This window comes from Oscillibacter sp. KLE 1745, from assembly GCF_000469445.2.
Taxonomy (GTDB): Bacteria; Bacillota; Clostridia; order Oscillospirales; family Oscillospiraceae; genus Oscillibacter; species Oscillibacter welbionis.
The window spans coordinates 9,753-11,201 of record NZ_KI271754.1; the positions used below are offsets into that span (position 1 = coordinate 9,753).

General features: G+C 65.1%; 2 protein-coding genes. Both read right to left on the reverse strand.

Annotated features, from left to right (window positions below):
• Positions 1-142 precede the first annotated feature (142 nt).
• Positions 143-892 (reverse strand): hypothetical protein, encoded by a 750-nt coding sequence (locus tag HMPREF1546_RS14160; RefSeq protein ID WP_021749933.1) that lies wholly within the window; start codon positions 890-892, stop codon positions 143-145.
• Between the two features lie 37 nt (positions 893-929).
• Positions 930-1,449, reverse strand: a 520-nt coding sequence (locus HMPREF1546_RS18470) for a UDP-N-acetyl glucosamine 2-epimerase (protein WP_021752050.1), incomplete at its 5' end; no start/stop codon positions are given.

The window sequence follows — 1,449 nt, forward strand, 5'->3', positions numbered from 1 at the left end:
TGCTGTGACCGCTGCGGCGGTGCCTGCCGAAGCGCCCGCCGCTGACATACCCCATATTGTCGGTAAAACGGCCCCGGCGGAATGTTCCGCCGGGGCCTTGCTGAAAAGAACCCCCGCCGGCTGTCTCCGGTGGGGGTTCGCCTCATGTGTCCAGCAGCACCGTGCCGTCCGGCAGGATAAACCGGTCTGTGGAGGGGGTGCTCAGATCTGCCGTCAGGGATGCCATGCGGTAGATGGTCTCCCCCTCCAACAGCCGTTCCGACGCTACCAGTAAGCCTGTCTCCACGCTGACCCAGTACCGTTGGGTGTAACCCTCCGGATCCTGGACCGTCTCCACGTAAATGCAGTTCACATCGGAGACGCTGCGGTAATCCGCGGCGGCGATATCCTCCACCGGCAGGTCCAGGATGGTCTCATAGGTGGGGATGGCCTGCTCGTCATCCGGGGTGATGTCCCCCGCAGGGGCGCTGTAAACGCTGCTCTCGCTGCCATACCAGATATAAGTGATCTCCCCGTCGGTGATGGTGTGGCGAACCTGTCCGTCCGACAGGGAGCGGTCTGTCCGTGTCCAGCGGCCGCTGACCGTGACGGTGGTCTCAAAGGAACCGCTGCCGCCGTCCCACAGCTGCTCCACCCGGATCACCCGGCTGTACTGCCGCGGGCGGGTCAGCGTCTCAATGGCGGTCTGCACCGTCTCCGGCGTCACCGCGATCACTGTCAGGGCGTCACCGCCGGAGGCATTGGTATCCTCTGCCTGTCCGGGGGAGCTCCCCTCCTCCGGCAGCGTGATATGGGAGGAGCGGCGCAGACTGTTGCTGAACATCAGGATCAGAACCATCACCACCAGGACAATAAAGCCCGCGGTGATCCGGTTCAGCTTCCGTTTCTCCATCTCCGCCCTCCTCTCTCAGGGTGCCGTCCGCGGCAGGTCAGACGCCGAATTCTGCCGGCCGATCCCGCCGCAGGCCGAACTTCCACTCGATGGCATCGGCAATCCGGCGGCAGGCATGGCCGTCACCGTAAGGATTCACCGCGTGGGCCATGGCGTCGTAGGCGCTCTTGTCCCGGATCAGCCGCTCCGCCATGGTGACGATGTCATCCTGTACCACGCCGCAGAGCTTCACGGTCCCGGCCTCTACCGCCTCCGGCCGCTCCGTCTCCCGGCGCATCACCAGCACCGGCTTGCCCAGGGCAGGGGCCTCCTCCTGGAGACCACCGGAGTCTGTCAGCACCAGATAAGACCGGGCCATAAGGTTATGCATCTCGTCCGCCGGCAGCGGGTCGATGAGATGGACCCGGGGCGCGCCCCGAAGATAGGTGTCCACTGCTTCCCGCACCACCGGGCTCAGGTGCACCGGGTACACCAGCTCCACGTCCCGGTTCTCCTCGGCGATCTGCCGCAGGGCCAGCATGATGTTCTTCATCGGCTCGCCATAATTCTCCCGCCGG